The organism is Chitinivorax sp. PXF-14 (assembly GCF_040812015.1).
Classification (GTDB): domain Bacteria; phylum Pseudomonadota; class Gammaproteobacteria; order Burkholderiales; family SCOH01; genus JBFNXJ01.
This window is the reverse complement of sequence record NZ_JBFNXJ010000005.1, coordinates 128,543-154,714: the sequence shown is the minus strand read 5'-3', so window position 1 is coordinate 154,714 and position 26,172 is coordinate 128,543. Positions and strand designations below refer to the sequence as shown.

The 26,172-nt window shown below is 62.8% G+C and carries 17 protein-coding genes; 11 read left to right on the top strand and 6 right to left on the bottom strand.

The features are described 5' to 3' along the window. Window positions 1-187: 187 nt before the first annotated feature. Window positions 188-3,004 (bottom strand): aconitate hydratase AcnA, encoded by a 2,817-nt coding sequence (gene acnA, locus ABWL39_RS08400; RefSeq protein WP_367788990.1) that lies wholly within the window; start codon window positions 3,002-3,004, stop codon window positions 188-190. A gap of 562 nt (window positions 3,005-3,566) precedes the next feature. Between acnA and ABWL39_RS08395 the strand changes: the two genes are divergently transcribed. The 7 genes from ABWL39_RS08395 to tehA all read left to right on the top strand — a co-directional run bounded on the left by ABWL39_RS08395 (window position 3,567) and on the right by tehA (window position 12,527). Next, window positions 3,567-6,923, top strand: coding sequence for a filamentous hemagglutinin N-terminal domain-containing protein (locus tag ABWL39_RS08395; RefSeq protein WP_367788988.1), 3,357 nt, complete (start codon window positions 3,567-3,569; stop codon window positions 6,921-6,923). Between the two features lie 63 nt (window positions 6,924-6,986). Then, entirely contained in the window at window positions 6,987-7,994 is a 1,008-nt protein-coding gene (locus ABWL39_RS08390; protein ID WP_367788986.1) for a substrate-binding domain-containing protein, read from the top strand. Window positions 7,995-8,082: 88 nt separating this feature from the next. Further along, on the top strand, window positions 8,083-9,777 hold the full coding sequence (locus tag ABWL39_RS08385) for a ShlB/FhaC/HecB family hemolysin secretion/activation protein (protein ID WP_367788984.1): 1,695 nt from the start codon (window positions 8,083-8,085) through the stop codon (window positions 9,775-9,777). Window positions 9,778-9,810: 33 nt separating this feature from the next. Continuing rightward, window positions 9,811-10,236: a TonB-system energizer ExbB gene (gene exbB / locus ABWL39_RS08380; RefSeq protein WP_367788982.1), complete on the top strand. Its 426-nt coding sequence runs from the start codon at window positions 9,811-9,813 to the stop codon at window positions 10,234-10,236. After that, on the top strand, window positions 10,226-10,612 hold the full coding sequence (locus ABWL39_RS08375; RefSeq protein ID WP_367788980.1) for an ExbD/TolR family protein: 387 nt from the start codon (window positions 10,226-10,228) through the stop codon (window positions 10,610-10,612). The genes exbB and ABWL39_RS08375 overlap by 11 nt, the downstream gene beginning before the upstream one ends. After that, complete coding sequence (locus ABWL39_RS08370) at window positions 10,609-11,367, top strand: TonB family protein (protein WP_367788978.1); 759 nt, start codon at window positions 10,609-10,611, stop codon at window positions 11,365-11,367. The genes ABWL39_RS08375 and ABWL39_RS08370 overlap by 4 nt, the downstream gene beginning before the upstream one ends. Before the next feature lie 209 nt (window positions 11,368-11,576). Continuing rightward, window positions 11,577-12,527, top strand: coding sequence for a dicarboxylate transporter/tellurite-resistance protein TehA (tehA, locus tag ABWL39_RS08365; protein WP_367788976.1), 951 nt, complete (start codon window positions 11,577-11,579; stop codon window positions 12,525-12,527). A gap of 41 nt (window positions 12,528-12,568) precedes the next feature. On the opposite strand, the gene ABWL39_RS08360 is transcribed toward tehA, so the two are convergent. Further along, entirely contained in the window at window positions 12,569-14,656 is a 2,088-nt protein-coding gene (locus tag ABWL39_RS08360) for a TonB-dependent receptor plug domain-containing protein (protein ID WP_367788974.1), read from the bottom strand. A gap of 126 nt (window positions 14,657-14,782) precedes the next feature. Then, window positions 14,783-15,706, bottom strand: coding sequence for a transcriptional regulator GcvA (gene gcvA / locus ABWL39_RS08355; protein WP_367788972.1), 924 nt, complete (start codon window positions 15,704-15,706; stop codon window positions 14,783-14,785). Between the two features lie 153 nt (window positions 15,707-15,859). Here gcvA and acnB point away from each other — a divergent pair, with 153 nt between their 5' ends. Then, window positions 15,860-18,448, top strand: coding sequence for a bifunctional aconitate hydratase 2/2-methylisocitrate dehydratase (acnB, locus tag ABWL39_RS08350; protein WP_367788970.1), 2,589 nt, complete (start codon window positions 15,860-15,862; stop codon window positions 18,446-18,448). A gap of 293 nt (window positions 18,449-18,741) precedes the next feature. Here the strand turns inward: acnB and ABWL39_RS08345 are convergent, their stop codons facing one another. Both ABWL39_RS08345 and ABWL39_RS08340 read right to left on the bottom strand, forming a co-directional pair. Next, window positions 18,742-19,059, bottom strand: a complete 318-nt coding sequence (locus tag ABWL39_RS08345) for a hypothetical protein (protein ID WP_367788968.1) — start codon at window positions 19,057-19,059, stop codon at window positions 18,742-18,744. Between the two features lie 392 nt (window positions 19,060-19,451). Continuing rightward, the gene (locus ABWL39_RS08340; protein ID WP_367788966.1) at window positions 19,452-20,180 is read right to left on the bottom strand and encodes a substrate-binding periplasmic protein; all 729 of its coding nucleotides are present in this window, start codon (window positions 20,178-20,180) and stop codon (window positions 19,452-19,454) included. A gap of 179 nt (window positions 20,181-20,359) precedes the next feature. Here ABWL39_RS08340 and ABWL39_RS08335 point away from each other — a divergent pair, with 179 nt between their 5' ends. Then, a complete protein-coding gene (locus tag ABWL39_RS08335; RefSeq protein WP_367788964.1) occupies window positions 20,360-21,874 on the top strand; it encodes a methyl-accepting chemotaxis protein in 1,515 nt (504 codons plus the stop codon). A gap of 240 nt (window positions 21,875-22,114) precedes the next feature. Here the strand turns inward: ABWL39_RS08335 and ABWL39_RS08330 are convergent, their stop codons facing one another. Then, window positions 22,115-23,194: a LacI family DNA-binding transcriptional regulator gene (locus ABWL39_RS08330; RefSeq protein ID WP_367788962.1), complete on the bottom strand. Its 1,080-nt coding sequence runs from the start codon at window positions 23,192-23,194 to the stop codon at window positions 22,115-22,117. A 453-nt stretch (window positions 23,195-23,647) separates the two neighbouring features. Between ABWL39_RS08330 and ABWL39_RS08325 the strand changes: the two genes are divergently transcribed. Together ABWL39_RS08325 and ABWL39_RS08320 are read left to right on the top strand one after the other, a co-directional pair. After that, window positions 23,648-24,529, top strand: coding sequence for an ABC transporter substrate-binding protein (locus tag ABWL39_RS08325; protein ID WP_367789309.1), 882 nt, complete (start codon window positions 23,648-23,650; stop codon window positions 24,527-24,529). Window positions 24,530-24,617: 88 nt separating this feature from the next. Continuing rightward, window positions 24,618-26,114 (top strand): sugar ABC transporter ATP-binding protein, encoded by a 1,497-nt coding sequence (locus ABWL39_RS08320; protein WP_367789306.1) that lies wholly within the window; start codon window positions 24,618-24,620, stop codon window positions 26,112-26,114. Window positions 26,115-26,172 lie beyond the last annotated feature (58 nt).

Below are 26,172 nucleotides of genomic sequence, written 5' to 3'. Positions count from 1 at the left end.
GTGCCTCAGGAGCCTGAACATTACCAGGAAAATATATTTTCCTGGCTGGTCCACGTCAAGAACTGCGTGCTGCCGCTTGCCTCAGTCCACGCCCACTGGGGATGGGCGCCGGGCCATGGTGGCCCGCCTTCCCGCCTGCGGCCATGCCAATTTGCGCATGACTGGCTGAGCCTTGCCGCGTGCCGCGTCAGCTGCCACCGGCCAGCAGCTCGCGCAGCACATAGGGCAGGATGCCGCCGTGCTGGTAGTAGTCGACCTCGATCGGCGTGTCGATGCGGCACAGCACCGGCACGTCGCGGGTGCTGCCATCCGGCCGGCTGATGCGTAGCGTCAGGTCCTGCTGCGGCTTGAGGGCATCGGTGACGCCGAGTACGTCGAAGGTCTCGTCGCCGATGAGGCCGAGCCCTTCGATGTTGTCCTCGCCCTTGAACTGCAGCGGCAGCACGCCCATGCCGACCAGATTGGAGCGATGAATGCGCTCGAAGCTGCGCGCGCAGACCGCCCTGATGCCGAGCAGCTGCGTGCCTTTGGCTGCCCAGTCGCGGCTGGAGCCGGTGCCGTATTCCTCGCCGGCGAACACGATGGTCGGCGTGCCGCGCCCGATATAGGCCATTGCCGCCTCGTACACCGTGGTCTGCTGGCCATCCAGCAGGGTGTAGCCGCCCTCGACGCGCGTGCCGTCTGCTTTTGGTGGCAGCATCAGGTTCTTCACCCGCACGTTGGCGAAGGTGCCGCGCACCATCACGTCGTGATTGCCGCGGCGCGAGCCGTAGGAATTGAAATCGGGCTTCTGCACGCCTGCGGCGACCAGGTAGCGCCCGGCCGGCGTGCTTTCCTTGAACGAGCCCGCCGGGCTGATGTGGTCGGTCGTCACCGAGTCGCCCAGGATCAGCAAGGCTTTCGCGCCGCGGATGTCGCCGATGCTGCCCGGCTTCATGCCGAAGTCGTCGAAGAATGGCGGTCGGGCGATGTAGGTCGATTTCGGCCAGGTGTAGACCTGCCCGGCGGGCGCCGGGATGGCGTTCCACAGGTCGTGGCCCTCGGTGAAGTTGCCATAGAGCTTGCGGAATACGGCCGGGTTCATCGCGTGCGACATCAGCGCCTGGATTTCGTCGCTAGCGGGCCAGATGTCGCGCAGGTAGACGGGCTGGCCGTCCTTGCCGGTGCCGAGCGGCTCGGTCTCCATGTCGATATTGGCGCGGCCGGCGATCGCGAAGGCGACGACGAGCGGCGGGCTGGCAAGGAAGTTGGCGCGGATGTTGGGGTGGATGCGCGCCTCGAAATTGCGGTTACCCGACAGCACGGCGGTACACACGAGGTCGTTCTCGACGATGCAGTCGTTGAACTCGGGGGCGAGGTCGCCCGCATTGCCGATGCAGGTGGTGCAGCCGAAGGCCGCGATATTGAAGCCGAGCTGGTCGAGGTAGGGCTGCAGGCCGGTTTCATTCAGGTAGGCGGGCACCACGCGCGAGCCGGGGCCGAAGCTGGTCTTGACCCGTGGATTGACGCTCAGGCCCTTTTCCACCGCCTTTTTGGCCAGCAGGCCGGCGCCGATCAGCACGCCGGGGTTCGAGGTGTTGGTACAGCTGGTGATGGCGGCGATCAGCACGTCGCCATGGCCCAGGTCGGCTGCTGTCGTGTGGCCCGCGACATGATCCGGCGAGGGCCGGTTGTCCACCATCTCGACCACGTTGCGCGCCGGGTGGCCGAGGTTGAGATGCTGGTTGTCGCCGCCTTGTGCTGCGGCCTGGCGCACGGCATGGCGCCGGCCCAGCTCGGCTGCTGCCTTGCCGAAGCCGTTTTCCGCCACCGGCTTGCTGAACAGGGTGTTGAAGCTGTCCTTCATCCGCGGCAGCTCGGTGCGGTCCTGCGGCCGCTTGGGGCCGGCCAGCGAGGGCACGATGGACGCCAGGTCGAGCGTCAGCGATTTGGTGTAGTGGATCTCGCCCGCGCGGGGCATGCCGAACAGGCCCTGCGCCTTGAAGTAGGTCTCGAACGCCGCGACCTCGTCATCGCTGCGGCCGGTGCCCTTGAGGTAGTCGACCGTCTTCTCGTCGACCGGGAAGAAGCCCATGGTGGCGCCGTATTCGGGCGCCATATTGCCGATTGTGGCGCGGTCGACCACCGACAGGCTGGCGGCGCCCTCGCCGTAGAATTCCACGAACTTGCCGACGACCTTCTCGCGCCGCAGCAGTTCGGTCACCGTCAGCACCAGGTCGGTCGCGGTGATGCCCTCGCGCAGCTTGCCCCTGAGCTCGACGCCGACCACATCCGGTGTGAGGAAATACACCGGCTGGCCCAGCATGCCGGCCTCGGCCTCGATGCCGCCGACGCCCCAGCCGACCACGCCGACGCCGTTGATCATCGTGGTGTGGCTGTCGGTGCCGACCAGCGTGTCGGGGAAGGCCACGCCGTCACGCTGCTGGATGCCGCGGAACAGGTATTCGAGGTTCACCTGGTGCACGATGCCGATGCCGGGCGGCACCACCTTGAAGGTGTCGAAGGCCTGCATGCCCCATTTCATGAACTGGTAACGCTCGCCGTTGCGCTGGAACTCGAGCTCCATGTTCATGCGCAACGCGCTGCTGTTGCCGTAGTAGTCGATCTGCACCGAGTGATCGACGACCAGGTCGACCGGCACCAGCGGCTCGATCAGCTTCGCGTCGCGGCCCATCTTGTCCGCGACGTTGCGCATCGCCGCCAGGTCGGCCAAGAGCGGCACGCCGGTGAAATCCTGCAGCACCACGCGGGCGACGACGAAGGGAATCTCGTCCAAGCGCGCCGCGGTCGGCTTCCAGTTGGCGAGCTGGCGGATGTGCTCCTCGCTGACCTTCTTGCCATCGCAGTTGCGCAGCACCGATTCGAGCACGATGCGAATCGACACCGGCAGCGTCGACACCGGCCCGACGCCGGCTTGTTCGAGCGCGGGCAGGGCGTAGTAGGTCAGCGATTTGCCGGACGGCAGGGACAGCGTCTGGCGAGTGTTGAACAGGTTGTGGCTCATGGCAGCTCCAGCGGGAAGGGAGAAGGGGAGATGAAACCGGCTGCCCGACGGTCCCGGCACGGGATGGGCGTGGTTCATTATGGACGCTGCCATGGCGGGCTGCCAGGTGAGCGCCATGCGCCGTGGCGGGCCGGGCGGCCAGCCGTATCCGCCCTGGTGCGGCTAGGTGTGAGTAGCCAAGACGTTGCTGCCGTCTTATGAATAATCGGCCCGGCAGACACGCTTCTCTTTGTAAATACTCACGAAGAATCTGCGGGTCTGGCTCAGGCTAAGATCAGTATTTTAAATTTACAGAAATATATAGCGATTATCATTTTGTCATGCTCGACTTATGAGTGATTGGCCTGAAATGAACGTTTTTCCTTGTAAATACCCACAAACCGTCTATGGTCTTGATTCGCGTCAAGGCTGACAATCGTTATATACTAGTAAATATAGCGATTGCTGCTTCTGTCACGTTTTGCGAGCGCAAGGAGTACCGCTCTCCGCACCTGTGGTCGGGCCCGTCCCAACACTGAAAGCCCGCTACACCGCCAACCGTCGCCGTCTTTTGGAGCCCCCTATGAAACGCCCGTCGCTGAACCACTGCTATCGTCTAGTTTGGAGTGATTTCCAATCCGCCTGGATAGCCGTACCGGAATCGGCCAAGGGGCGGGGCAAAGGCAGCAAGCGCCTGCTGGCGGCAGTCTTGCTCGCCCCGACGCTGGCGCTCGCCGCCCCCACGGGCGGCACGGTAACGAGCGGCACCGCAACGATCAGCCAGGCCGGCAACACCACCAGCATCAACCAGAGCACCCAGAAAGCCGCCATCAACTGGCAAGGCTTCTCCGTTGCCGGCAACGAAACGGTCAACTTCAACCAGCCCAACGTCTCCGCCGTCACCCTCAACCGTGTCATTGGTAATGAACGAAGCGTCATCGATGGCGCCCTCAACGCCAACGGTCAGGTCTTCATCGTCAACTCTGCCGGCGTCCTCTTCGGTAAAGGCAGCAGCGTCAACGTCGGCAGCCTTGTTGCCAGCACACGCAACATCAGCGATGCAGACTTCAACGCCGGCAACTACGTCTTCCAGGGCAACGGCAACGGCTCCGTCATCAACCTCGGCACCCTGACCGCCAAAGAGGGTGGCTACGTCACCCTGCTCGGCGACAAGGTATCGAACCAGGGCGTCATCTCTGCCACAAAGGGCACCGTCGTCCTGAGCGCAGGCAACAAGATCACGCTCAACTTCAACGGCGACTCGCTGCTCAACGTCACCCTCGACGAAGGTACGCTTAACGCCCTGGTCGAGAACAAACAAGCCATCTACGCCGACGGTGGCACGGTGCTGCTTACCGCCAAGGCGGCAGACGACCTGCTCGGCGCGCAGGTGAACAACAGCGGCATCGTCCGGGCACGCACCATCGACGACCTGACGGGGCGAGTCGAACTCTACGCCCACGGCGGCACGACCAGCGTGGACGGCACGCTGGACGCCAGTGCGCCAACCGGCGGTAATGGCGGTTTCATCGAAACCAGCGGCGACAAGGTCAAGGTTGCCGACAGCGCGCGCCTGCTGACCAAATCGAGTGACAGCAAGAACGGAAAATGGCTCATCAAGCCGGTGGACTTCACCATTGCCTCCAGCGGCGGCGACATGACCGGCGCCTTCCTGAGCAACTACCTCGACACCCAGGGCAGCACCACGATTCAATCTGCCTCGGGGAGCCACGGTAGCAACGGCGACCTCAACATCAACGATGCCGTCACCTGGTCAAGCAACAACAGCCTGACGCTGACGGCGGTGCACGACATCAACATCAATAATGCCATCACCATCAACGGCGCCAGTGCCGGGCTGGTGATGAACTACGGCAACGATTACAACATCCGGACCAAGGCGAGCTACAGCGGCGCGGTACTCGACGCCACCGGCAAGCCGGTGGCCAAGCGGGACACCAGTGGCGGCATCTATGGCAGCGTCACCTTCACCAACAGTGCGAATACCAAAGGCCTAACGATCAACGGCAATGACTACACGCTGATTTACAGCATGAGTCAGTTCGATGCGCTGGATCACACGGATTCGGCGGGAAATGGCAGCTTCGACACGGTCAGCGGGTATTACGCGATTGCACGCGATTGGGATGCAGCTGGAACGACGTATGGCATCGCTCCGGTCTACTTCTTCGCTGGAACTTTGGCTGGCTTGGGCCACAAGATCAGCCATTTCACGATGGACAATCCGCAATATAGTGCCGGCCTGATCGGCAATGGAACGGATTCCGGGCCCGTCATGATCCGCGACCTGGGCTTGGAAGTCGTTCATATCACAAACAGTAGCTCTATCTCACTGGGCACGGTACTGGGCGAAGGTGAGGGAACCCTGCGCAACCTCTACAGCACCGGTGCCATCGATGCCTTGGGTGGGGGCAATGGCGGCCTGGTCGGCTACTTCCGCGGCAAGATCGATTCATGCTATTCGACGGTCAACATCACCAATGCCACTGATGGCGGCAGCGGCAGTGGGATCGCCAATCACTTGGAGGGCGAGATTAGCAATTCCCATGCGACTGGAAATATCACCGTTCGGATGGGCAGTATTTACCGTGCTGGTGGCGGCTCCAGCGGCGGGCTGGTGGGCTGGATGGTCGGCAGCGTGGCGAATTCTTATGCTACTGGCAACTTGGATTTCAGGTACGCGGATGGCGTTCCCGCCACCATCAACAACGTCACTCAAATCGGCGGCCTGATCGGCAATTACCAATCATCAAGCGCCGACAGTCTGACCAATTCATTTGCAACAGGGTCCGTGACCGGTGGCGCTTACCTTGGTGGGCTAATCGGAGGCGTTACAAGCTTTGCCGGGATAAATATCGACAATGTATACGCTACCGGCAACGTAACAGGCCTATACCGCGTTACGCCGAATTTCTCAAGCGCATATATCGGAGGCCTGATCGGCATTGTCGGCGACTCATCGTCCACACACTCAGGCAGCGTTTCAATTACCAATGTCTTTGCAACGGGCAACGTTTCAGCCAACGGTGGTGGCAGCTATGTTGGCGGCTTGATGGGCTATGCGGAAAGCGGTACCGGTATTAAAGCCAGTCTCCGAAATGCCTATGCGACGGGTGATGTCCATGTGGCGGCCGTTGATGGCGTTTATACCCTTGGTGCAGGGGGGCTGATCGGGAGTGCCAATAATTTTTCAATATCGAGTGTCCATGCCGACGGAAATGTCAGCGGTAATGGCTCGGTCGGGGGGCTGATTGGACAGGCGGTGTATTCGACGATAAGCGATAGCTACGCCAAAGGTGCGGCGACTGCTTACGATAACACTTACTTCGGTTCTGGGGGCTTGGTCGGCTTCATGAACGACAGCTCGACTACGAACAGCTATTACAACGCCGATGCCAACCCTCAAGCATTCTTCAGGGCAGTTGGTAGCGGCACCTACCAGGTTACTGGTCTCACCGGTAGTCAGTTAGCTGATTCCAAGTACTACGCCAACGGCACCATCGGCCAAGTGACCGCGGCTCGCGAAGCCGCGGCAGCAGCAGCCGAAAAAGAGCGTGAAGCAGCGGCAGCAAAAGAACGTGAAGCAGCAGCGGCAGCAGCCGAAAAAGAGCGTGAAGCAGTGGCAGCCGCAGCCGCAGCCGCTGCAAAAGAACGCGAAGCAGCGGTAGCCGCAGCTGCAAAACAGAAAGTATTCGAAGAGGCTGCCGTGACGACCGGAAGCAGCCAAGTTGCCCAGACCCTCGGCACCGCCACGCCAAAGCCCTCACTGGCGGACAACACCTCCGTTCGATCCCCAATGGCAAACATCCTTGATCAGAACATAGTGCTCTCCGCAGCGGAATACTCAGTAGATATTCGCACCATCGAAGTGGATGGGAAGATTTTTCAACTGGATGAGGAGAAAAAAGTGGGGAAATAGCCGGCCCAGAAATTATGAGTGGTATTGATGTGGGAATGCACGTTATTCACTTGGAGAATAAAAATGAAATACTGTTTCCGGATTCTTTGGCGCGCGACAGGTGTCGCAGCTTTTTTGATTTCATCGACCACGGCATATGCAGCCACTTGCAATACCGTAGGCTCATCGGGGAGCGTAGCCTTTAGCATCGCAGTCGCGTCGAACTTCTATGCGCCGCTGAATTCTCTTGCTACCACTTATGCAAATAGCCAGGGCTATAAAATCACGCTATGTCAGGATTCTTCGGGAAATTTGTATAACTCGATCGTGCCGAGCAACAGCCCGCAGTACGCCATTTTCTTTTCAGCCGATACGTCTAAGCCGGCAGACGTTGTCACTCAAAAATTGAACTACGCCAGCCCTGTCAATTATGCAAAAGGAATTCCTGCATTCGTTCTATCTCCCAACGCGTATGCCGCCACGAGCGGTAGCTATCGTGCGGCCAACTACCTGACTACTGCGTTGGCGGCTGGTTCCGGTGCATCGGCAGTGCGCTCATCCTCCAGCCTCCCTGCGATTCCCAACTATGTAAAGCTGAAGCGTTCCCCTTCCTCGCCTGCCGTGACGTATCTGGCTGTCGGCGACCCCTCGGTCGCGCCTTATGGGGTGGCTGCAGGGCAAATCATGGGGCGTGATTCCTTGTTCACGAACAACATGCATCAGTGGCCAGGTGATGGCAATCTGGGTACGGCCGGTTCCAATGTCTCTGCCAACTGCTCCGCTTTCCTGAGCGCAGGCCAATGGGTTTGTAAGTACAGCAACATCGACTACACGTTACAAGCAGTTGCCAACAACCGGGTGACGGCCGGCTTCGTCTCTTATGCGCAGGTATGCTCCGTATGGGCGGGTTCGGCCTATGCCGCGGATCAGTACGTGTTATTTCCCGACTACTACACGACCCAAGCCTACGTTGAGTTGACGGTTACCAGCACGACCGCTCAAGCGTATGCCACGGCATTTCTTTCCTACCTTGGTGTAGGTGGTTCCAGTTGGAACACCTGGCTGACCAACAATTGCTATAAGTCGCTGTAACTTGAGAAAACCTTCTCCTTTGTTAAAAACGATGGAGAAGGTTCTTTCGTCTCCGCATTGACATCCTTTCTTTCGATTGCTTTCGATAATGAAGAGCTCGACCTTTCGTATTGGCCGCATTCTCGCCCCAACACTGCTTTCTGTCGTTGCCCATGCCCAGACGCCTCCTCCCGTCGACGCCGGCAAAGTGCTGCAGGAAACCCGGCCCACACTTCCACAGGCACCGCGCAAGGCCCCCGAGCCGGTGATTCAACAACAGGAGGCGGCGCCACTGGTCTTGCCCGCCGGGCAGACGCTGATGGTCAAGGCCTTTCGCTTCGAGGGGGCTGACTTCCTGGGCGAAGCCGAGCTGCAAGCGGCCGTTGCCGACTATCTTGGCCGCGCCCTGACGATGGCCGAGATTGAAGCTGCTGCCGATCGTGTCACCGCACTCTGCCGGAGCCACGGCTACATGGTGGCCCGTGCCTATGTGCCCAAGCAGGATGCCAGCAGCGGTACGCTCATCATTCGCGTGGTAGCCGGCAAGTATGGCAAGGTCTCGCTGCAGAACAAATCCCTGGTGCGCGATGCCCTGATCGGCGGTTACTTCGCCGGCCTGGCGGGCGACAAGGCCGTCACCCGCGACGACATCGAACGCGCCATGCTGCTCGTCGGCAGCCTGCCCGGAGCAAGCTTGCCCAAGGTCAGCATAGCCCCGGGCAGCGCGCCGGAGACATCCGACTTCGACATCGAGATCCAGCCCGGCGCCCGCTTCAATGGCTATCTGCTGGGTGACAACTACGGCTCTCGCTATACCGGCCGCAACCGCATCAGCCTGGGCGCCTCGCTCAATTCGCCGCTGGCGCTCGGCGACAAGCTCGATTTCTCCGGCATGGGTAGCGACAACGGCAACCTGCTGAACGGCCGGCTCGCCTATTCCGCGCCGCTCGGCACCAGCGGGCTGCGCGGCGAACTGGCCGTGACCAACAGCACTTACAAACTGGGCGACATCTACACCCCGCTCGATGCCAAGGGTGCTGCGTCTTCGGTGGAAGCCAGCTTTTCGTATCCGATCGAGCGTTCCCGTGCCCAGAATCTGACCGCCTCGCTCGGGCTGGTTGGCCGCAACTTGCGCGACGAAGTCCTGTCCGCAGATGCCGGAAATCAGGTGACGACCAAGAAAGCCTACGCCGCCACGCTGGGGCTCATGCATGAACGGTACGGCCAGATGTTCGGCCGCGATGCCTATTTCAGCGCCACCGGCAGCCTGACCTGGGGGCATCTGGATATCGACGAGGCGGCCATGAAGGCGAACAACAGGGCGGGAGCAAATACCGTTGGCGACTATGGGCGCGCCAACATCTCGTTGCTCGGCCGCCTTGCCCTGACCGAGACGCTGACGACATCCGCCACGCTCAGCGCGCAACAGGCGCTGAACCGCAATCTCGACAGCAGCGAGCAGCTGATGATTTCCGGCACGCGCGACGTCATATCCTATGAACAGACGGTGAGCGGCGACAGTGGCTATCTCGCCAACGTCGAGTTGCGCTACGCCCTGCCGAATCTCGCCGGTACTCAGCACTCGGTGAGTGTGTTCGCCGATGCCGGGCATATCAATCTGTACGACGCCAGCTATACGAAAACCAACAAAGTGAATTTGAGTGACGCGGGGCTTGGCTACACCCTGTCGTGGAACAGCCTTTTCCTCCGCGCCCAGGCGGCATACGCGCTCGGCAATTGGCCTGCCTCGGTCTTGAAGGACGACCACACGCGCTTCCTGCTTCAGGCTGGCATGGTGTTTTGATTCGATAAATACAGAAAAGAAAGTACTGACAATATGAACTGGTTGAATGTGCTCGTCGATTATGGGGTAATCGGTTTGCTGATCTGCCTGAGTATCGTGGTTGTAGCAATTGGATTTGAGCGATGGTCGTTCTATCGCTCGGTCGATGTCTCATCGATCCGTGACAGCGATTCGCTGGAGCTGGTGCTGACCCGGCGGCTTTTCGTGATTGCGTCGGTGGCAAGCAACGCGCCTTATCTCGGGCTGCTGGGTACGGTTTTCGGCATCATGCTGACTTTCTATCACATGGGACAGAACGCCAATGTCGATGCGACACACATCATGACCGGCCTGGCGCTGGCATTGAAGGCCACGGCGGTAGGGCTGGTCGTGGCGCTGATCTCGGTGGTGCTCTATAACGCGCTGCTGCGCAGGGCCAGGGTACTGACGCTCGAATGGAGAATCGCCCGTGGAGGATAAGCCCTTCGAATCAATGAACATGATTCCGTTCATCGACATCATGCTCGTGCTGTTGACCATCGTGCTGACGACCTCTACCTTTATTGCTAGTGGCAGAATTCCGGTCCATTTGCCGCAGGCTTCGGGCAGCGCCCTGGACAAGGACAGTAACCGCATCATCGAGATCGATGCCCAGGGCCGTGTATTCCTCGATGGAAAGGCCATCGCTCCCGAAGCATTGCCCGTTGCGACCGCCTCGTTTCCTAAGAGCACGCCGTTCCTGCTCCGCGCCGACAAAACCGTTCAGCTGCAGCGCTTCATCGATGTCGCCGACGCCCTGAAACAGTCCGGGTTCTCGCGCGTGGCGGTCCAGACACAGCAGAGCGGAAGGCCGTGAAACAAGAATCGACAGAGAGCCTCTGGCTCAACCAAATTGCCATGATGCAAGCTTGGACATTCAGGAAAGGCCTGCTCGCGTCATTCCTTGTGCATCTTCTCTTCGCAGCGCCATTTGGCATGGTCCAATATTGGGCCCACAAGCCGCAACAGCCCAACAAGCTGGTGGTCGAGCTATTTGGCATGATTGCCGAGAGGCAAACGGAGGAATTGCATTCGGGCAAGCAGATCGCTTCTCCGCCCGCGACACGAGCTCCGCAAGCGGCGCACCCACCACAAGCGGCGTCACCGCCATCGCCAAAGACGGAGCAGCCGATGAAGCGCGCTCCTGTCGACAGCCCCGTGAAGACCAGTGAGGTCAGGGAAGAAGCGGAGGCATTGCCGCCGCCTGCTGCGGCAGAGCCGCCCCGGCCGGCGGGAGCAGCGCCGGAGGATAGCATCCGGCAAACCATACGCCACGAGGATCTGGAGCTCGATGCCCAGCGCCGTTTTCTCGCCGCGCTGAAAAAAGCAGTCAAGGCGAAGTTGTCTTATCCCTCTGAGGCACATGGCGCAACCGGCGCGCCGACGGTTGTTTTCCGGCTGGCGGCTGACGGCAGCATCGAACCGGGTTCGCTCATGGTGAGAGCCAGCAGCGGCAATGCTGTGCTGGATGAGCAGGCGATGCGCGCTGTGCGCGCCGTCATGCCCTACGATCCGCCGCCAAGGGCGATGACGATTGCGCTGGACATTCCGTTTTCGGTTGAAACGAAATAGCCTGCGTCAGCAGCCCCCTTGTGCTGGAACGAATGCGGTTGCGTCGTACGGAGTGCCCTTAATCGTCGAAGGACGATAAGTGCAAAATATTGCGCCAACTATATTTTGATATCATCAAATGCGGGGTTACCCCTGATTGTCGCAAGGAGATCGTTTCCTGACGTTTCGCGACACAGTCTCTGCTCTCCGCTTGCTCTGATCGGATACTCATGTCGTCCGCACGTATTCCCGCTTCCTATTTCGGAATGATCCTTGGGCTTGCCGGCATGGGGCAGGCTTGGCGCGCCGCCACCGTGCTCTGGGGATTGCCTAGAGTCATCGGCGAAGGGGTGCTGTTGCTGGCGACCCTGATCTGGGCTGCGCTGCTTATCACGTATCTGTACCAGGCGTTACGGCACCCTCAGGCCGCGCTTGCCGAAGCCATGCATCCGGTGCAAGGCGGCACGCCTGCCCTCATGTGTATTGCCACCATGTTGGTTGCGATGGCGATATTGCCCTATTCACGCACCGCTACCGAGTGCCTGGCTGCGGTTGCGCTGACGGCACATCTGCTGTTCTCGCTGTGGCACACCGGCACGGTGTGGCGCGGTGGGCGCAACCATCTGGACACGGTGCCCACGGTATATTTACCGACAGTGGCGGGCAACTTCACCAGCGCTGCGGTTCTGGGTGGGCTCGGGCTGGCCTCGTGGGGCTGGCTTTTCCTCGGTGCGGGGGTGTTCTCCTGGCTCGCTCTCGAATCACTGATGATCCAGCGTATGCTCGGCCCCGAGCCCCTGCCCGTACCACAGCGTCCTTTGATCGGCATTCAGTTCGCGCCTCCGGTCGTCTGCGGGATGGCCTGCCTGATGCTGTCGCCCGGTGCTCACGAGCCCTGGCTACTGATGTTGTGGGGCTACGGGCTGTTTCAGCTGCTGCTAGGCATGAGAATGAGACTGTGGCTTGGCGAGCAACCGTTCGCCATGTCGTACTGGTCGTACACGTTCGGTATCGCAGCCACAACGATCTGCTCCCTGAAGCTTGCGATCAGCGGCGTCGCCTCGGCACGTATTCTGTCCCTGCCCATTTTTGGGTGCGCCAACGCCTTCATCGGCTACCTTACGCTCAAGACATTCGCACTCGTCCTCAATGGACGATTTGTCATTAAACCGGCCGTTTAATGCACTGGCGCGACTGCATGGCAGGCCTGGCTGGGCGTGGCCTAGAGTTTGTAGACCGCCTGCACATACCAGGCGCGACCGGGCATGGGCAGGTCGCCGGGAATGGTGCCGGGCGGTGTCGGCTCGAACACGGTCGCGTCGAACAGATTGCGGCCCGACGCGCTGACTTCGAGCTGTTTGGTGACCTGCGCGCGCAGGGTCAGGTCCGCCGTCGTGTAGTCCGGCACCGCGGTGCGCGGGTCGCCGGCGATGCGTTTGCGCTCGACGATGCGGTTGCCCTGGGCGCTCAGCAGCCAGTTGTCGAGAAAATGCCAGTCGGCGCGCGCGTAGTAATGGCTGTGCGGCGCGTAGCCGGCATCCAGGCCGGTGCCGATGTCGACCGAGCGCTGGTAGGCATAGTTCGCGCTGACGCGCAGCCGGCTGTCGACGTCCCAGCCGGCCTCCAGCTCGCCGCCATGGCCGCGCTGGGCGCCGATATTCTGATAGGTGCCGCCGGTGCCGGCCACCGGGTTGGCGACGACGCGGATCACGTCCTTCATGTCGTAGCGGAACAGGTTCAGGCTCAGTTGCAGGTTCTTGCGCGCCTGCCAGGCCAGGGCCAGCTCGCGCGTCTGGATGCTTTCGGGCTTCAGGCCCGGGTTGCCGCTGTTGACCGGGTTGATGCCATAGGCCTCGATGAAGGCCGGCGCGCGGAAGGCCTTGCCATACAGCAGCTTGGCCGTCAGGTTGAGGCTGGCATCCCACACCAGCGCGGCGCGCGGGTTGGTGGTGCCGCCAAAGTCGGAATAGCGGTCATGGCGCAGGCCGGCTGTCACCGCCCAGTCGCGGGCGAGCTGCCATTCGTCCTGCAGGTAGGCGTAGTCATTCTTGCGGCGATGCGGCGTGATGTGCGGCTGGATGTCCGAATACTCGATGACCGGCCCGGTCGGCTGCGGCCCGCGCGGGGTCAGCAGGTTGTTCTTGTTGGTCGTCGTCTTGTACAGGTTCAGGTCGTCGTGCCCCGCGCCAAGTCGGATGCTGTGGCCGGCAAAACCCGTGTAGGTGGTGAACCCGGACAGGCGCAGCTGCCGCTCCCAGCGGTTGGGGCCGCCGATGAAGCCATCGGGAAAGCTGCCGAGCGGAAACCGCGAGCCCGGTGGCGACAGCATCAGATTGGTGTCGTCGGTGCGCTCCATCCACGACAGATAGCTCAGCGTGGCGCCCGCGCCCCAATCGTTAGCAAGCTGCGGGTCGGCCCATGACAGGTCGCTGGTGATGCGCTGGCTCTTGCCATAGCTGTCCGGGTCGAGCGAGGACGCCACGCCGGCGCCGGTCTGCAGCTTGTCGCGCAGCTTGTAGCCCGCGCGCAGGCGCCATTTGTCGAGGCTCAGGTCGAGGCCCGCGTCGAGCGCATCGCGCCCCGTCGATACCGGGCCCGGCGCCAGGCTTGCATGGGTGCCGAACACCTTGTCGCGGCCGGTTTGCGCGTCGGCTTCGATCGTTTCGTGTTCGCCGTCCGTCTTGCCCCAGCGCAGGTAACCCGCCATGGCCACGGGCCCCAGCTGCCCGCCGTGCTGCAGCCAGACGTCGCGCGTCCTGAATGCGCCGTCGCGTACGCCGAACTCTGTGCCGTCGATGTCGGCGGCGGTCTTGGTGATGATGTTGATCACGCCGGCATAGGCGTCAGCGCCGTACAGCGCCGACCCCGGCCCGCGGATGATCTCGATGCGTGCGATGTTATCGAGCGGCAGCCCGCCCCACATATTGCCCTTGTCGCCGGTATACAGCGTGGTCATCGGCACGCCGTTCTGCAACATGAGGATTTGCGGGTTGGTCGGGCTGCTGGCGATGCCGCGCATGACGTAGATCGGCTGCCAGACGACGGGGGTGCGTGTGACGTGCATGCCGGGCACCGTCTCCAGCACCTCGTCGAGGTCGGTCGCGCCCATCGCCTTGATCTCGTCGGCTGTGATCACGCTGGCGACGGCGGGGGCGCGGCGCAATGTCTGCTTGCTGCCCGTCGCGAGGCTGATCGATGCCGTGTCGCCGAAGGCGAGCGCCAGGTCTTCCTCGTCGCTCTCCGCCGCCGTGGCGGTGCCAAGCCAGCCAAGCAGCAGGCAGGCGAACAGCGTGGTTGGACGAAACGGCATCGGGGGACTCCTGATCGTGGTGCTGCAGAATGACGGATTCTGGCGTGATTCTATTATGTATCGCCACAAAAGGCTGGCTTTACCAGCCGTCCGGGCCGACGCAGGCCGTCCCTGATCCTGCCCGATTCATGCCTGGCGCGGCACCACGGCCCGTGCCGCCGGCGTGAGCGAACGCGCGGATTCTTCGAGCCACTGGCAGAATGCCTCGATGGTCGGGTCATTCATCATTGCACGCGGCACGATCCAGCAATAGCCGCGCACCGGCACACGCGGGTCGGACAGCGGCGCCACGAGGCTGCCTGCATCGAGCTCGGCCTGCATCATCGGCAGCGGGCCCAGCGCCACGCCCAGGCCATCCATCGCGGCCTGCAGCGCGAGGTAGAAGTGATCGAACTGCTGCGTGCGTGCCGGTTTCAGATCCGGCACGCCGGCCAGCGTGAGCCAGCGCTGCCAGGCGATCGGCCGCGTATCGGCGTGCAGCAGCGTATGGCTGGCCAGGTCGGCGGCCGTTCTGATCGGCAGGCGTTCGAGCAGGGCAGGGCTGCACAGCGGCAGCTCCCATTCATCGAGAAAGGGCTTGGCGATGTAGCCGGTCCAGTCGCCGGGCCAGCGCCGGAGCGCGATGTCGAAGCCGCCATTGAGACGGCCGATGTCGCGATCCGAGGTGTTGAGGCGCAGGTCGACATCGGGAAAGCGGCGCTGGAACTGCGGCAGCAAGGGCAGCAGCCAGTGCATCGCCAGCGTTGGCGTGGAGTTGATGACCAGCCGCCGTTGCTGGTTCGGCTGCATCAGCTGGGCTGTGGCGCTGGCGATGATGTCGAGGCCATCCTGCACCTGCACCAGATAGCGCCAGCCGACATCGGTGAGCTTGACGCGGCGGCCGCTGCGTTCGAACAGCTTGACGCCGAGCCAGTGCTCGAGTTGCTTGATCTGTTTGCTCACAGCACCGTGGGTCACGAAGAGCTCCCCGGCTGCTGCCGAAAAGCTGCCAAGCCTTGCCGCTACCTCGAAGGTTCGCAACGCATTGAGAGGGGGAAGGTGATCGGTCATTGTGTGATTTTATCTCACATGAGGTGTGGCAAATACTCGTTTGTGTCAATCGTACGTTCGGCGTAACCTACAGCCCACTAAAAAGGGCTGGCCGGCCCACTCATCCACGCCGGCAAGCCGCCTTCGATCAACCTGTCGACAAAGGTCAACGTCATGCTTGAAGCCTACCGCCAACACGTCGCCGAGCGCGCTGCGCTTGGTATTCCCGCTCTTCCCCTGAATGCCCAGCAAACCGAGGGCCTGGTGGAACTGCTGAAGAACCCGCCGGCTGGTGAAGAAGCCTTCCTGCTCGACCTGATCACCAACCGCGTGCCGCCGGGCGTGGACGATGCCGCCAAGGTCAAGGCCTCCTATCTGGCCGCCGTCGCTTTCGGCACCGAAAAGTGCCCGCTGATCAGCCGCGAAAAGGCTGCCGAGCTGCTCGGCACCATGCTCGGTGGCTACAACGTCAAGCCGCTGATCGACCTGCTGGGCGACGCTGCCCTGGGCGCTATCGCCGCCGAAGGCCTGAAGAAAACCCTGCTGATGTTCGACTACTTCCACGACGTCAAGGAACTGGCCGACAAGGGTAATGCCAATGCCAAGGCCGTGATCCAGTCCTGGGCTGACGCCGAATGGTTCACCAAGCGCCCGGCACTGGCTGAAAAGATCACCCTGACCGTATTCAAGGTCACCGGCGAAACCAATACCGACGACCTGTCGCCCGCACCGGATGCCTGGTCGCGCCCCGACATCCCGCTGCACGCCCTGGCGATGCTGAAGAACCCGCGTCCGGGCATCGAAGCCGACGACGCCGGCAAGGTTGGCCCGATCAAGCAACTGGCCGCCCTGCAAGCCAAGGGCAACCAGATCGCCTACGTCGGCGACGTGGTCGGTACCGGCTCCTCGCGCAAGTCCGCTACCAACTCGGTGCTGTGGTTCACCGGCGACGACATTCCTTTCGTTCCGAACAAGCGCTTCGGCGGCTTCTGCTTCGGCACCAAGATCGCCCCGATCTTCTTCAACACGATGGAAGATGCTGGCGCGCTGCCGGTCGAAGTCGATGTGAACAAGATGGACATGGGCGATGTGATCGACTTCTACCCGTACCAAGGTAAGGTCGAGAAGAACGGCGAAGTGATCGCCCAATTCTCCCTGAAGTCCGATGTGCTGCTCGACGAAGTCCGCGCTGGCGGCCGTATTCCGCTGATCATCGGCCGTGGCCTGACCGCCAAGGCGCGTGAAGTGCTGGGCCTGCCGGCTTCTACCGAATTCCGCCTGCCGCACGATCCGGCCGATTCCGGCAAGGGTTACTCGCTGGCGCAGAAGATGGTTGGCCGCGCCTGTGGCCTGCCGGAAGGCAAGGGCGTGCGCCCTGGCACCTACTGCGAACCGAAGATGACGACCGTTGGCTCGCAAGACACCACCGGCCCGATGACCCGCGACGAGTTGAAGGACCTGGCTTGCCTGGGCTTCTCCGCGGACCTGGTGATGCAGTCCTTCTGCCACACCGCTGCTTACCCGAAGCCGGTTGACGTCAAGATGCACCACGAGCTGCCAGCCTTCATCTCCAGCCGTGGCGGTGTTGCGCTGCGCCCGGGCGATGGCGTGATCCACTCCTGGCTGAACCGCCTGCTGATGCCCGATACCGTGGGCACCGGTGGCGACTCGCACACCCGTTTCCCGATCGGTATCTCGTTCCCGGCCGGCTCCGGCCTGGTGGCGTTTGCCGCTGCGACCGGCGTGATGCCGCTCGACATGCCGGAATCGGTGCTGGTCCGCTTCAAGGGCGAAATGCAGCCTGGCATCACCCTGCGTGACCTGGTCAACGCGATTCCGCTGTACGCGATCAAGGCTGGCATGCTGACCGTCGAGAAGAAGGGCAAGAAGAACATCTTCTCCGGCCGCGTTCTCGAAATCGAAGGCCTGCCGAAGCTGAAGGTCGAACAGGCGTTCGAGCTGTCCGATGCATCCGCCGAGCGTTCCGCTGCCGGTTGTACCGTTCACCTGGATGAAGAGCCAATCATCGAGTACATGAAGTCGAACATCACGCTGATGAAGTGGATGATCGCCAATGGCTACGCTGATCCGCGCACCCTGGAGCGCCGCATCAAGTCGATGGAGGCCTGGATTGCCAAGCCGCAGCTGCTGAAGGGCGATGCCGATGCCGAATACGCTGCCGTGATCGAAATCGACCTGGCCGACATCAAGGAGCCGATCGTTGCCTGCCCGAACGACCCGGATGACGTGAAGACCCTGTCCGACGTTGCTGGCGACAAGATCGACGAAGTGTTCATCGGTTCGTGCATGACCAACATCGGCCACTTCCGCGCGGCTTCCAAGCTGCTCGAAGGCAAGAGCGACATCCCGGTTCGCCTGTGGGTTGCCCCGCCGACCAAGATGGACGCGCAGCAGCTGACCGAAGAAGGCCATTACGGCGTGCTGGGCCGCACCGGCGCCCGCATGGAAATGCCGGGCTGCTCGCTGTGCATGGGTAACCAGGCACAGGTTCGCAAGGGCTCGACCGCGTTCTCGACCTCGACCCGTAACTTCCCGAACCGCCTGGGCCTCGACACCCGCGTGTACCTCGGTTCGGCAGAGCTGGCATCGGTTTGCTCGATGCTCGGCAAGATCCCGACCTACGACGAGTACATGGCCAACATCGGCGTGATCAACCAGAACGCCGGCTCGGTCTACAAGTACCTGAACTTCAACGAGATCAAGGAGTATCAGGACGTAGCTGATACCGTGGCCGTGAAGTAAGCAGTCCAGGTCAATGGCAAGTCAAACGGCCCGCGCAAGCGGGCCGTTTTGCATTGTTGGACAAGGCTAGGGGCAGGCTTGGCTGGGCGGTTGCCCAGCCCCGGGGCCATGGCATCGCTTGGGCTGAGTGTCTTTGACGTCGCCGGACGGCTTCGCCCATTGCGGCAGGATGCGCTGGTGTGGCGGTTGATTGCCGATGGCGGTGCTGGTTTCACCTGTTTTATGCGGATGCTGATACCGCCTGACGCGGCCGTGGCGGCATCGCGGCGGATGCCGTCAGGGGCGGCGCGGCCTCACTTGCAGATGCGTGCCGAGCCGTTGCCGATGCAGGTGATCGGGTGTTTCGGATCCATGCTCTGGTAGTAGCCCGAGGGCTGGTCGCCGCTGTAGAAGTGCTGGCCCTTGTCGGTGCCGTAGTAGCTGCCGTCCCGACGCATGGTCTGGCGCCACATCGAGCCATCCTTGGTGTTGTAGCCTTCGATGTTGACCTCGCCGGTGCGCTCGTTACGGCAGACCCGGTAATTGTTGCCGGACGGATCGTCGAACTTGTTCACGCAATCGGCCATGACTGTGCCGGCGAGCAGGGCGGCGGCAAGTATCCAGCATTTCATCGGGGTGGTTCCTTGTGGTGGGGCGGGGCCTCGGCAATTTAACCATATGTGATGCCCCGCATGAAACTGGCCGCGTGGTGCCTGCTGCCGGGCGATAGCCAGCGCAAGGGCGCCTGGCGGGCGGTGGGCCCGGGCTTGCCGTTGCGGGCCGTAAGGCACAACAAAAAACCCGCACGCAGCGGGTTTATGTTTTGAATCTGACCGTCGTTTCCTTACTTCGCACCTGGCCGTGTGGCGTGCCGCGTCCAGGCGATCGCCAGCAAGCCGATGCCGAACAGCAGTGGCGTGGTCGGCCGTTGCTGCCGGTCGAGCCGCCACGTCACATACGGTCACGGCGGAGAGGCATTTCGGATGGATCGAGTGGTTCGGGTATGGCGGGCGCGAACAGGTCGTCAGCTCATTTTCCATTTCTTCTCGATCTGCTTCAGGGTGCCGTTGGCGCGAATGACACTGTAACCACGATCAAACAGCTTCTTTGCCTCGCTGCCGGCGGGATGCAGCAGGCTGAAGCCGATATAGGCGGGCATATCGCCGGCATCGAAGGCGTATTGCACCTGTCCGCGGACGCCTGCGCTGGCGATGAGCGCCTCGCTCGGCTTGATCCGATTGTCGGTGAGCAGCGCCAGCTGGATGCGCCCCATGGCCAGTTTCTTCAGGTTGATCTGCTCCGAATTCGCCGGCTCGAAACGCAGGATGCCTTCATCGCGCAAGTGGTAGACGGCATCGGGATATTCGTAGCCATTCACGACCCCGACCACCGTGCCGGGCGGTAGCTGGTCCGCGTGGTCGACGCCGATGGGCCTGACCGTGCTCTGAAAGAACTGACTCCTGACCGAGAAGATCGGCATTTGCGAGAACGCCACGACACCCTTCAACTCGGGCGACCACGACATGCTGAAGCAGGCCGGCACCACGGCGTTGACGACCAGGGCCTTGCAGCGGGAGTAGGGCACGACCTTGAGCGAGATAGGGGTATCGACCGCCGCATAGGCCGCCGTCACGACGTCGTTGGCGAAACCCGTGCCATCCCTGGCCGACCAAGGCGCGGCATCATCCTCGACCGCGATTTCCATGGCGCTGCGGGCCCAGCCTGCGGGGCCAGCCAGGAGGCCGATCAGCACGAGGCCTGCGTGGATTGAATGGCGTATGCGCATGTGGAAATCAATTTACAAGTTGTTAGTACCATCAGTATAGGCAGGCCTCTGGCGACGCGCCCAGGCGGTAGGCGGTGAGGAGATGTCACATGTTTTTAATATTAGCAAATTATGATTTACGAATCTTTTATCGCTCCCCACCCGTCATGACCATCCGTGCCCGGATCTATCTGTTTGCTGCTTTTGCCTTGTTGTCTTCGTTGATGGTCGGCGCGGTATCGCTGTTTCAAATGAGCCGGCTCAACCAGGCCGTGGCCAGCGTTACCGTGCTCGCGGTGGAGCGCCTGCAGGGCATCGACCAGATGAAGGCGATGTTCCACGAGGTGCGCATTCTCGGCTACCAGCACATCCTCGAAATCGACCCCGATCGCATGGAGTCGATCCAGAAGCAGCTCGAAGCACGTGAGCAGGCGATCGACGCGCAATTGCACAAGCTGGCGCAACACCATTACATGGCGGGCGACCGCGCGCTGCTCGACAGCTTTACCGCCCAGTTCAAGGCTTATCGCGAGGTTCACGAGCAGATCCGGCTCAAGTCCGAGAGCGGCGATAACCAGGCCGCGCTCAAGCTCGCCACGACGACGGCGGCTCAGGCCGCCGAGCAGGCCGAGCTCGCGCTCGCCAGACTGGTGGCTCGCGCCGATGGCGACGCCCGGAATGAGCAGCAGGGCGCCGAGGCGGCCTGGCATGCCGCCGTGTGGCAGCAGATCAGCCTGATCGTGCTGGGCGCGGCGGCGGTGGGGATTGCTGCCTGGCTGTTCGGCAGGAGCATCGTCACCCAGCTGCAGGCGATGCAGCGCACCGTGGCGGCGATTGCCGGCGACCTCGACCTATCGCGCCGCCTGCCGGCCGAGCGGCGGGACGAACTGGGCGCCATGGCGGGTGTCTTCAACAATCTGCTCGGCGCGATGCAGGCCAATATGCGCAAGATGGGCGACGCCGCACGGCGGCTGACCGACAGCGCGCATGCGCTGGCCGAGTCGTCGCACACCGCCGAGACCCACCAGCTGGCCAGCCAGTCGGGCGAGCTGGCGCGCAATGGCGCGAGCGTGATCGCCGCCAGCGTGAAGAACATTCACGAGATCGCCGAGGCCGTCGGCGCTGCATCGAGCCAGATCGCGGCGCTGGAGACCGAGAGCCGGCAGATTTCGCAGGTGCTGCTGGTGATCCGCGAGGTGGCCGAGCAGACCAATCTGCTGGCGCTCAACGCGGCCATCGAGGCCGCACGGGCCGGCGGGGCCGGGCGCGGCTTCTCGGTGGTGGCGGACGAGGTGCGCAAGCTGGCCGAGCGCACCGCCCAGTCGACGACGCAGATCTCGCAGATCATCGCACGCACCCAGGATGAATCGATGCGTGCCGCCCAGGAAATGCAGAAAGCCGTCGCGCGTGTCGATGAAGGGGTGTTGCAGGCCCGCACTGTCGGCGACACCGTGGTGCAGATCCAGCAGGCGGCCGACCGCACCTTGCAGGTGGTGGCCGACATCTCGCAGGCGATGCAGGCCAACAGCCGCGCCAGCAGCGCGATCGCCACGCGCGTCGAACATATCGCCAGCCTGGCGCGCCAGGGCAGTCAGGCTGCCAACGAGACGGCCTCGACGGCCGACGAGCTGGATGGCCTGGCCGGGCAGATGCGTGCGGCGGTGGAGCAGTATCGTTACTGAGTCGGCGGCGGGCGCCGGTTACGGGGCCGTCGCCCTATTGGGTGCCGCTGTCTTTGCATGGCGCCGGCCCCATGCACTAAGCCGGCTGGGCTGGCCGATGGGCGCTGCCTGCGGGCGGGTTCGCGGCGCGAACAGGGCGGGCTGCTGAGCCCCCATCGCGCAGGCTTGCTCATCGACACCGGTACGTCATCCCGCCGGCACATCAACGCGGCACAGCGCTGCGGGTAGCGTCACCCAGCCCTAGGCCGACTCGCGCAATACCAGCCGCCCAGGAAAGCGCTGCTGGAAATAGGGGCGATCGGCGCTGAAGTGCTCGTCGGGCAGTTGCAGGCATTCGATCGCGGCGCGGCCGATGCTGTCGATGTCCTGCCGCAGCGTGGTGAGGCCGGGCTGAATGTATTCGGCGAAGCCCAGGTCGTCGTGGCCGCTGATCCAGATGTCGCGGCCGGGTTCCTTGCCGATCTTGCGGAAGGCGCGCATCACCCCCAGCGCCAGCCGGTCGGTGGCGCAGATCACGCCGTCGATCTCGGCCTTGAGCCATTCGCCGCTGCCGAGCCAGTTCAGCGTCTGCTCGTAGGCATAGGCCTCGAAGGCCCAGGTCGAGGCCTGCGTGTCGACCGGGATCACGCGCGGTGTCTCGCCAGCCCTTTCCATCGCCTGCACATATCCCGCCAGCCGCTCGTCGCGCGACGGGTTGGCGATCTTCGGCGCACCCAGGTAGCAGGGCCGCCGCCCGCGGCTGAGGAAGTATTCGGTCATCAGGCCGATGCTCTGCACATTGTCGTTCATGACGTAATGGCAGTTCGGGTGCAGGTAGCTGTCGAGGTGGACGATGCGCATCTCCTGTTCCAGTTTGTCGAGCAGCGGCCGGTTCTGTTCGGCATCGAGCACGGTGACGATCACGCCATGCAGCTTCATCGCGCGGAAGGCGAGCAGGGCGGCGGCCTCGCGGGCCGGATCGTTGTTCGAGCTCTGGATGATCAGTTGCAGGCCGACCCGCGCCGCCTCGCGCTCCAGCACCTCGAGCATCATGGCGAAGAAGGGTTCGCCGATGGCCGGCACGATTACCCCCACCAGGTGGGACTTGCCCTTGACCAGGCTGACCGCGTGCATCTGCGGCACATAGCCCAGCTCGCGGCAGGCCTTCTCGATCCTGGCGCGCGTGCTGGCCTTGAGGCCGTCGTCGGCATTGAAGTATTTCGATACGGTGGCGCGCGACAGGCCGGCTGCCTGGGCGACGTCATGCATGGTGACGAGGCTGCCGTCGCCGGCAGGGCCGGCGCTCTGCTCGGGCATGGGGGGCGGAGGAGGGGTCTTCATGCCCGGTATTCTACATTATTTACGTGTCAAATTATAGGTGAAAATAAGTTGACATTGCCTCGCTCAAGCCTGGGCTGGCTTTGGTTGGTATGGCCTGCCGTAGCAGTGTTGTGGCGATTTGTATAGCGTCAAGTTTTGATGTTGTCGATGGTTGTGGCGGGCGGCCCCCTCAAATTTTCTAGCCTTTGTGAAATTTTGCTACCTAGCGTTGGCGAGTTTTGGCTAAGTTTAAGGTAACTAAATAACCTATCCCTGATGTTCACGAGTAGGCTTGTTGTTAAAAATTTTCACGTGTATAGTTTTTGCCATCGGTGCGATGGCCTACGTTGAGTTCGGTGTGGCGAGCCAGACGTCGTCCGCGTCGAGACTACTCATCAGATATCAGGAGACAACATGAAAACCGCCTACACATTGCTTGCCGCCGCTGTCATCACGGGCCTTGCCGCCCCGGCCATGGCCGCGCGCCCGCTGAAGTCCGTCGGCGTCACCGTGGGGGACCTGGCCAACCCGTTCTTCGTCGCCATCGGCCGCGGCGCGGAAGATTCGGCTAAAAAGATTGCCGGCGCCAACGTCAAGGTCACCACGGTATCGAGCAAGTACGACCTCAACACCCAGGTCGGCCAGATCGAGAATTTCATCGCCAACAAGGTGGACATCATTCTCGTCAACGCGGCCGACCCGAAGGGTATTGCGCCGGCGCTGCAGAAGGCGCGCGCCGCCGGCATCGTGGTGATGGCGGTGGATGTGGGGGCGGAAGGCGCCGATGCGACGGTAATGTCCGACAACGCCATGGCGGGCTCCGAATCGTGTCGCTTTCTGGCGCAGAAGCTCGGCGGCAAGGGCAATGTGGTGATCGTCAACGGCCCGCCGGTGACCTCGGTGATCGACCGCGTGAAGGGCTGCAAGAAGGTGCTGGCGGGGTTCCCCGGCATCAAGGTGCTGTCCGACAACCAGGATGCCAAGGGCAGCCGCGATGGCGGGATGGAGGTGATGGCCAATCTGCTGACCGCCCACCCGAAGATCGACGGCGTGTTCGCCATCAATGACCCGACCGCGATCGGCGCTGAGCTGGCCGTCAAGCAGGCCGGCCGCGCCGAGCTCAAGCTGATCGCCTCGGTGGATGGTGCGCCCGATGCCGAGAGCGCACTCAAGGACAAGAAGGGGCTGTTTGCGGTGTCGACCGCGCAAAACCCCTACAAGATGGCATCCGAAGCGATCCGCGTCGGCTACGACATCATGAATGGCAAGCGCCCGGCCCAGCCGACGCTGCTGTTGCCGACGCCGCCGATCACCAAGGACAACATCGCCAGCTATCAGGGCTGGACCAAGAACTGATCGCCTGCCGCTGGCGGCCCCATGCCGCCAGCCCATTTCCCGGGCCCGCGCGGTCGCCCCGCTGCTGGCCGGTCGACAAGGAAACATGATGAGTCAAATCGTGTTGGAGATGTCGGGTATCTGCAAGCGCTTCGGCGCGACGCGGGCGCTCGACCAGGTGCAGCTCGCTGCCCGCAGCCACGAGGTGCTGGCGTTGATGGGCGAAAACGGCGCGGGCAAGAGCACGCTGATGAAGATACTCTCCGGCGTGTATCAGCCCGACGCCGGGGAAATCAGGCTGGACGGCCGCCCGGTGCGCATCGAGTCGCCCACCGATGCGCGCGCGGCCGGCATCAACCTGATCTACCAGGAACTCGCCATCGCCGCGAACATGACGGTGGCGCAGAACATCTTCATGGGGGCCGAGCCGCGCGGCCGCTTTGGCCGCGTCAACGAGGGCGAGATGAATCGCCGCGCCGAAGAAGTGCTGGCGAGCCTCGGCGCACGCTTTTCGGCCACTACGCCCGCGAGCCGGCTGTGCATCGCCGACCAGCAGCAGGTGGAGATCGCGCGGGCGCTGATCCACAAGAGCCGCGTGCTGATCATGGACGAGCCGACGGCGGCGCTGTCCGACCGCGAGACGGAGCGCCTGTTCGAGGTGATCCGCAAGCTGCGCGCGGAGGGTATCGCGATCATCTACATCAGCCACCGCATGGCCGAGGTCAACCTGCTGGCCGACCGCATCGCGGTGCTGCGCGATGGCGGCTACGTCGGCAGCATGCCGCGCGCCGAGTCGTCGCCGGAGAAGATCGTGCAGATGATGGTCGGGCGGCCGCTCGACGATTTCTATCAGCACAAGAACAACGCCACCATCGGCCCGCTGCGGCTCGAGGTGGAAGGCTTCAGCAGCGCCAAGGTCAGGCATGCGTCGCTGCGCGTGCATGCCGGCGAAGTGCTCGGGCTCGCCGGGCTGATCGGCGCCGGGCGTACCGAGCTGGCGCGCATGATCTTCGGCGCCGACGCCAGGCAGGCCGGCACGATCCGGCTCGATGGCCGCGAGGTGGACATCCGCGAGCCGCTCGATGCGATCCGCCTCGGCATCGGCTATGTGCCGGAGGACCGCAAGGGGCAGGGGCTGTTCCTGCAGCTGTCCGCCACCGCCAATACCGCGATGAATGTGCTCAAGCAGCATGCGCGGGCCGGCGTGCTCGATCACCCGGCGCTGCGCAAGCTGACGCAGGATGCAATCGGGCGCCTGGCAGTCAAGGTGCCGGGGCCGGAGGGCATCGTCGGCGGCCTGTCCGGCGGCAACCAGCAGAAGCTCTTGCTGGCGCGCTGGCTCGCCATCAAACCCAGGGTGCTGATTCTCGACGAGCCGACGCGCGGCGTCGATGTCGGCGCCAAGGCGGAAATCTATCGCATCATCCATGAGCTGGCGGCCGAAGGCGTGGCCGTGATCTGCATCTCGAGCGAGCTGCCCGAGGTGATGGGCATCAGCCACCGCGTGGCGGTGATGCGCGAAGGCGTACTGGTCGGCGAGCTCGCCGGCGATGCCGTGAACCAGGAGGCGATCATGATGCTCGCCACCCATACGGAGGCAGCATGAGAACCTACGCATCGGCCGTCGCGAGCGCGGCGCCGCAAGACATGAGGCAGACCGCCGG